Origin of the sequence: Mycobacterium sp. (assembly GCF_035603715.1) — a bacterium.
GTDB lineage: Bacteria > Actinomycetota > Actinomycetes > Mycobacteriales > Mycobacteriaceae > Mycobacterium.
Genome location: NZ_DATNJW010000595.1, coordinates 1 through 6213 on the forward strand (window position 1 = coordinate 1; position 6213 = coordinate 6213).

Annotated in this window: 6 protein-coding genes and 1 pseudogene; 4 read left to right on the forward strand and 3 right to left on the reverse strand. The window is 62.9% G+C overall.

Translation table 11 applies throughout. From position 1 onward, the window contains the following. Together VN856_RS24450 and VN856_RS24455 are read left to right on the forward strand one after the other, a co-directional pair. Positions 1–153: pseudogene (locus VN856_RS24450) on the forward strand (class I SAM-dependent methyltransferase); the annotation flags it as partial. A 243-nt stretch (positions 154–396) separates the two neighbouring features. Next, a complete protein-coding gene (locus VN856_RS24455; RefSeq protein WP_325694117.1) occupies positions 397–894 on the forward strand; it encodes a hypothetical protein in 498 nt (165 codons plus the stop codon). A 31-nt stretch (positions 895–925) separates the two neighbouring features. Here the strand turns inward: VN856_RS24455 and VN856_RS24460 are convergent, their stop codons facing one another. Together VN856_RS24460 and VN856_RS24465 are read right to left on the reverse strand one after the other, a co-directional pair. After that, entirely contained in the window at positions 926–3430 is a 2505-nt protein-coding gene (locus tag VN856_RS24460; RefSeq protein ID WP_325694120.1) for an FtsX-like permease family protein, read from the reverse strand. Continuing rightward, positions 3427–4167: an ABC transporter ATP-binding protein gene (locus VN856_RS24465; protein ID WP_414687040.1), complete on the reverse strand. Its 741-nt coding sequence runs from the start codon at positions 4165–4167 to the stop codon at positions 3427–3429. The genes VN856_RS24460 and VN856_RS24465 overlap by 4 nt, the downstream gene beginning before the upstream one ends. A gap of 326 nt (positions 4168–4493) precedes the next feature. Between VN856_RS24465 and VN856_RS24470 the strand changes: the two genes are divergently transcribed. After that, positions 4494–5159 (forward strand): SRPBCC family protein, encoded by a 666-nt coding sequence (locus VN856_RS24470; protein ID WP_325694123.1) that lies wholly within the window; start codon positions 4494–4496, stop codon positions 5157–5159. A gap of 2 nt (positions 5160–5161) precedes the next feature. Here the strand turns inward: VN856_RS24470 and VN856_RS24475 are convergent, their stop codons facing one another. Further along, a complete protein-coding gene (locus VN856_RS24475; RefSeq protein WP_325694126.1) occupies positions 5162–5686 on the reverse strand; it encodes a gamma carbonic anhydrase family protein in 525 nt (174 codons plus the stop codon). Positions 5687–5821: 135 nt separating this feature from the next. Here VN856_RS24475 and VN856_RS24480 point away from each other — a divergent pair. After that, positions 5822–6213 (forward strand): Rieske 2Fe-2S domain-containing protein (locus tag VN856_RS24480; RefSeq protein WP_325694129.1); only part of this gene is annotated, 392 nt, incomplete at its 3' end.

Sequence of the window (6213 nt, forward strand, 5' to 3'; positions counted from 1 at the left end):
TGGCTGGCTTCCGGATGCGAGCCGAACCGCCGAACCATCGACGCCATCGCCGCGGCCGGGTTCGACACCGGGGGATTACGCAACACGCGGCGCACCCTGGTGCCGCCCCCCTGCACTCCTCATCTGCATGGTTTCGCCACCGTTATCGAATGAGCGCGGGTTAACCGATTACGAAATCGTTATCTGTTGTTCAGCCTTTATTAAGCATTCATTTAGCTGTTGTTCATAGGCGCTGCGTGTATCCCGGTATGGCAGATCATTCCGCTCGGTTTCTGATCCGGCGGATCGCACCAGGTGAGGGGGTGTCGCTCAGCTTCTTGCAGGTGTACGTTCAGGTTTTACTCACAGTGAGCTAGATCACACTCTCGATTGGAGTCTCCAATGAGTGCTCGGCTTATGACACTCGCTCTCGGCACCGCTGCCGGTGCCTTTCTCGCAGCGGGGCTCATCCCGTTGGCAAGCATCCCCATCGCCAACGCAGACGACGGGGGCATCAACCTCGCCGGCCTCGCCGACCCCGCTTCGTTCGACCCCGCATCGATCATCATCCCGGCACCGGACTCGGGCTTTATCTCCGCCACCGACCCACTATTTGCCCTCTTTGGCATCACCGACATCGGAGCTACCAACCCTTCCGAGGATTTCGAGGCGATGATTCTGCAGATTCCGTCGCTTGGCATCACGGATGTGTTGACTTCCGGCGACGAAGCCACGAATGACCTGATGCAGTTCGGGGTGCCCGACGACATCGGCCTAGGCACGGCCGGGGTGACCGTCAACACGTTCATCGACACGATGAACCCGGCCCTCGACAGCTCGTTCACCATTCCTTTCGAGGATCCCATCGCAGGGCTGTGGGAGATCCTCGTTGCGAACGACTTCTTCGGCCTCTGAGGTGGACAGCTGAACTGAGATCGCAATCGCCTTAGTCCACGCCGACCGCTTCGATGATGTTCAGTCGCGCCGCGCGGCGCGCTGGCGGCAGCGAGCCGAGCAGGCTGATCGCCAGCGCGCCCACGGTGAACACGAGCGCCATCGGACTCGGCCGGAAGGTAACGGTGAAGTTCATCATGTCGCCGCTGACGAGGCTGTAGAGCCACTGGTCCGCCAGACCGAATAGCAGACCCAAAACGCCGCCGACGATGCCGATGGCCGCCGCCTCGGCCAGGATCATGTGCAGGGTGAACCGCCTACTGGTTCCCATCGCCCGCAGCACACCAATTTCACGACGCCGCTCGAGCACCGAGAGCGTCAGCGTGTTGAAAAGTGCTACTGCCGCGACGAATACCACAATGATCCACACGGCGTTGGCGATGAACATGCTCTGATGCAGTGGCGCCTCGAGGCCCGCCAGCGCCGTACGACCGCTGTATACGTAGTTCGGCGCAGGCACCGCCCGGCGTACGTCGGCCAGCAGGCGATTCGGATCCACTCCCGCAGCCGCACTGACCTGAAGTGATGTCGCTGCCGGACGATCGAACCACTCCCGCATTCGGTCGAGGTTCATCCCGACGGTGCCGATGACGGTCGAGAAGTACGGGACCAGGGCCAGCACCGTCGCACGCCGCGGGCCGTGCGGCGTCTGCAGCTGGAGTTGGTCACCGACTCGAACATGCAGAGTCTTGCCGAGGTTTTGCGACAGCACCACTCCCCGACCGGCGAGTACCGCATTGCGTACCTGATCGCCTAACGCCCGGTAGAGCGGATCGGCGGTGCCGGTGGAAAACCCGTCGAGCATCACGCGCGTCCCACCCACCTCGGCGAATCCGGATGCGCCCTTGGTGACACCTTGTACCCCCGCCACCGCGGCAACCTTGTCGGCAAGATCTTGCGGCAGCGCGTCGGCGGGGTAGCTGTCGGGGGCATCGGCACTCACCCACACGTCGACGCCCGCGACCGGCGCGAAAATGGCTCGTGCCGAACGGATCATGTCGGCGTTCGTACCGGTTATCACCACGGTGGTGACCACCGCGATGAGCACCGTCATCACCGTGGCCCACACCCGCCGCGGCGCCCGCTCTATCGTCGCCGCGGCCAGCGGTCCAACCGATCCGAAAATCCGGGCCGTCGCGGATGTGGCCTTGACCATGACTGCAGTCAGTGCGAAGCCGAGCGCGATCTCCGCGGTGAATAGCGCGAAGACGGCGACGAAGGCCAAGCTGCCGCGATGGTCGACGACGATGCCGATCGATGCCGCGAACACCGCGACGGCTGCAATCCCGGATGTCATCCGCAGCCACCGTGGCACGAAATCGGCCGATGAAACGCCTACCGGCGCAAGGGCCTCGATCGGTGAAACCTTGTAGACCTGCCGGGCCGCCATCGCCGTTGCCGCCACAGCGGTGAGGATCGTCGCTGACAATGCCACCGGTATCGCATAGTCAGGCAACCAGTACTCGATCCGAGCTTCCAAACCTTGGGTTATGACTGGCGGCAATCGACCAATCGCCGCACGGCCCATCACTATTCCGATGGCCGAGCCGATGGCTCCGCCGATCAGCCCGAGGATGACGGCCTCCGCGAGCAGGTCGCTAACGATCGTGGTGCGTCGGCCGCCGATCGCACGCAGCATCGAGATCACCGGCCGGCGCTGAGTGATCGCCATCGTCATCGTGGTGTACACCAGGAAAGCGCCAACCACCAACGCCACACCGGCGCCCATCAATGCCATGTAGTTCATCAGCTTGACGCCGTCACCGGCCCGGACTGCCCGCATGCTCGGGGACGCAACGATCGCCCGATCCTTGACGGCTGCGGTCACTCCGGCTCGCACTGCTCCGAGATCGGCACCAGGTTTTGTCGTGATGAGTATCGAGTCGAGCTGGCCATTACGTCCAGTTATGCTCTGCGCCAAAGCAAGTGGAGCGAGGACGTAATGGCCGCCGTTGAGGTCTGCAAGTTGCTGGCCGGTGAGCACTTCCGTGACCGTGACCGAAGCGGAGCCCAGCTGGAATGTCTGACCTTTGGCATGACCGACCCGAGGCCCGACCTGGACACCGTTGGGGTTCTCGGACAGGGTCTTCAACGGTTTCTGAACGGCGTCTTTCAAGGCACCGCCCAACGCGGCGCTGCTCTTGTCTGCGCCGAACAGCAAAACTGGACCCGATGCCGCGGAGGCAGAGGTTCGGATCATGGGTGCCGCAGTCGCGACGCCGGGAACCGCGGCGACATCGGCGGTGATCGTATCGGGAAACCCCGCGTCGGTGATTCCCGATACCTCAAGTGCTGCGACACCGGCGACCCCATCGGCTAGCCGGTTCACCGATCCGGTGATCGAGCCAAAGATTCCGATGACAGCGACGAGATACATTGCAGAAACTGCCATTACAGCGATCGATGCCGTCGTGCGTCGGCGATGCACTAGGAGCTCGCGAAGGCTGAACACGCGTAATCGGCTCGCCGCCGCGCCAATCGCCGAGGCTGGACTCATCTCAACACCGCGGAAAGCTGGTCAGAACCTACCCGACCGTCTTGGAGGGTGATGACCCGATCAGTCGCCGCCGCCGCATCAGAGTTGTGGGTCACCATCACGACCAGCCGGCTGCCGCCCTCCACGTGCGCCACCTCGGCCAGCAACTCCAAGATCGAAGTGCCCGTGGCGGAATCGAGATTGCCGGTCGGTTCGTCGGCGAGAATCAACGATGGATTCATCATCAACGCCCGGGCCACAGCCACCCGTTGCATTTGACCGCCCGAAAGCTCCGCTGGCCGATGCTGCGTGCGGTCGCCCAGCCCGACCCGCTCCAACTGCCGAACAGCATCCGACTTGACCTTGCCCAGTCGAACCCCGTCGAGCAGTTTCGGAACCGCCACGTTTTCCCATGCCGACAGCGTCGGCAGCAAGTTGAAGAATTGGAAAACGAAGCCGACGCGATGATGGCGAAATTTTGACCGTTGCTCGTCACTGAGGCGACCGATCTCGCTTCCGTCGAAGACGATCGACCCGGAATCAGGCGCGTCGAGGGCTCCGAGCAAGTGCAGCAACGTGCTCTTGCCAGCGCCCGATGGTCCGACTATCGAGACGAACTGTCCGCCTTCGAACTCAAGGCTCACTCCATCGAGCGCGCGCACATCCTGGTCGCCGACCCGGTACCGGCGAACAACGTCGCGCAGTTCGATTCTCAGCCAACGGCTTGGTGCAGCACGGGTGTCGAGTGGTGTGTTCATAGCCCTCCGCAAGAACGCAGCGATCAGTCGGCCGCGACGAATCGGACGCGCCCTACTGCCACTCCCGTGCGACCTTGTCGCAAAGCACGTGTGCGAAATATAACGAGTCAGAGCCCAAGTCGGTTCAATGATTTGGAATCTTTTTCTCGCCGTCGACCCATGGAGACGAAGCAGAGTAAAGTCGGGCCATAACATGTATAATCGCGTCAGCTAATTGCCAGCGAAATCTGCGTGTTTGCAACGCTTTTGACAGGGGCCGCTTTCCTTATCACCTCCGCTGCAGCCCGTGGAATCACCGTCGTACGCCCGCGAAGGAGACCGACCCGATGTCGCTGCCCGCACTTGAAGATATCGTCGCCCACACCGGCAGCACCGAGCCGATCGATGGCATAACTCGAATCGAGACAAGCCCGCGGGAGAAGGCCACCCCGATGATCATGGAAATGATGCGTTCGGTGTACCCGCACGACGAAGTATTCGGCCAATACTGCACCGTCAACGATTACATCGACTGCCCGCCGGACGAACTGTTCTCGTACATGTCCGATACCCGTTGCCTGGAAGAGTGGACCTACAGTCTGCGCGGGTTCACCGAAACCGATGAGCCAGGACTATGGCAGGCCTACGACCGTTTGGGGTCGGAGACCGAGATCTACGTCCGTACAGAGGCCAGTGAACAAGGCCGCACCGTCGACTATCACTGCGCGTGGGACCAGGGCAAGCATCTATGGATGATTTACCTGATGCGCATCGTCGACGCTCAAAGCGTGCTGGACAAGCCGGGCTCGGTGGTGCTGTGGACGAACTGTCATCACCCGTTCTACGACCGCAATCCGTATCCAGACGCCAGCCCGCCGGAACGGCCGGTCTGGGTGGGAGACTTCTGGGAGATGTTCGGCGCGGGTCATCTGCTGGAGATGAAGAACCTCAAAGCCATCGCCGAATACCGGCACCACAATGGCCTCCCGGTGACGCCGGACTGGATGCGGTAAGCCTAAATCGGTTCCAGCCCAGTCAGATAACGCCGAGCCAGATCTTGGTACGCCTTCGGGTTCACCTTCACCCACATCTCGGCACCGGTCCCCGCGATCGGGCCCTTGATGGTGGCCGGTGCTCCGACCACCAGTACCTCGTCGGGGATCTTGGTGCCGCCGGTCACCAGCGCGCCCGCCGCGATCAAGCTGCGCGCGCCGATCACCGCGCCGTCGAGGACGGTGGCGTGGTTGGCGATCAAAGCCTCGGCGCCGATATGGGCGCCGTGGATGATGCACATGTGCGCCACGGTCGCTCCGGGACCGATGTCGACCGGGATGCCGGGCGGTGAGTGCAAGACCGACCCGTCCTGCACGTTGGCGCCCTCACGGACGATCACCGGGCCGTAGTCGGCGCGCAGCACGGTGTTGAACCACACCGACGCGCCGGCCTCGACCGTCACATCGCCGATCAAGGTGGCGGTTGGGGCGACGAAAGCGGTGGGATCGACCCGCGGCGATCGGCCTTCGAAGGAATACAGCGGCATCGTTCAGATATACCGCAGGCCGGGTAACCGGCGACGATGCACCGATTGCCGGACCGTAAATGTCCGCGTCATTGCGCTATCCAAGCGAAAAACTGTAACGTGTTCTAGTTAGAAGCCTAGAAACCTGGAGGTGTCATGGCTACCGAGACTGCCGGTATACGCGAGATCGACGCCGGCACCCTGCCCGACCGGTACGCCCGGGGCTGGCACTGCCTTGGCCCGGTCAAGGACTACCTGGACGGCGAGCCCCACGGAGTGGAGGCATTCGGCACGCACCTGGTCGTGTTCGCCGACTCGCACGGCGACGTGCACGTGCTGGACGGCTACTGCCGGCACATGGGCGGCAACCTGTCGCAGGGCACCATCAAGGGTGACGAGATCGCTTGCCCGTTCCACGACTGGCGCTGGGGTGGCGACGGCAAGTGCAAGCTGGTGCCCTACGCCAAGCGCACGCCGCGGCTGGCCCGTACCCGGTCTTGGGCGACCGACGTCCGCAGCGGGCTGCTGTTCGTCTGGCACGACCACGA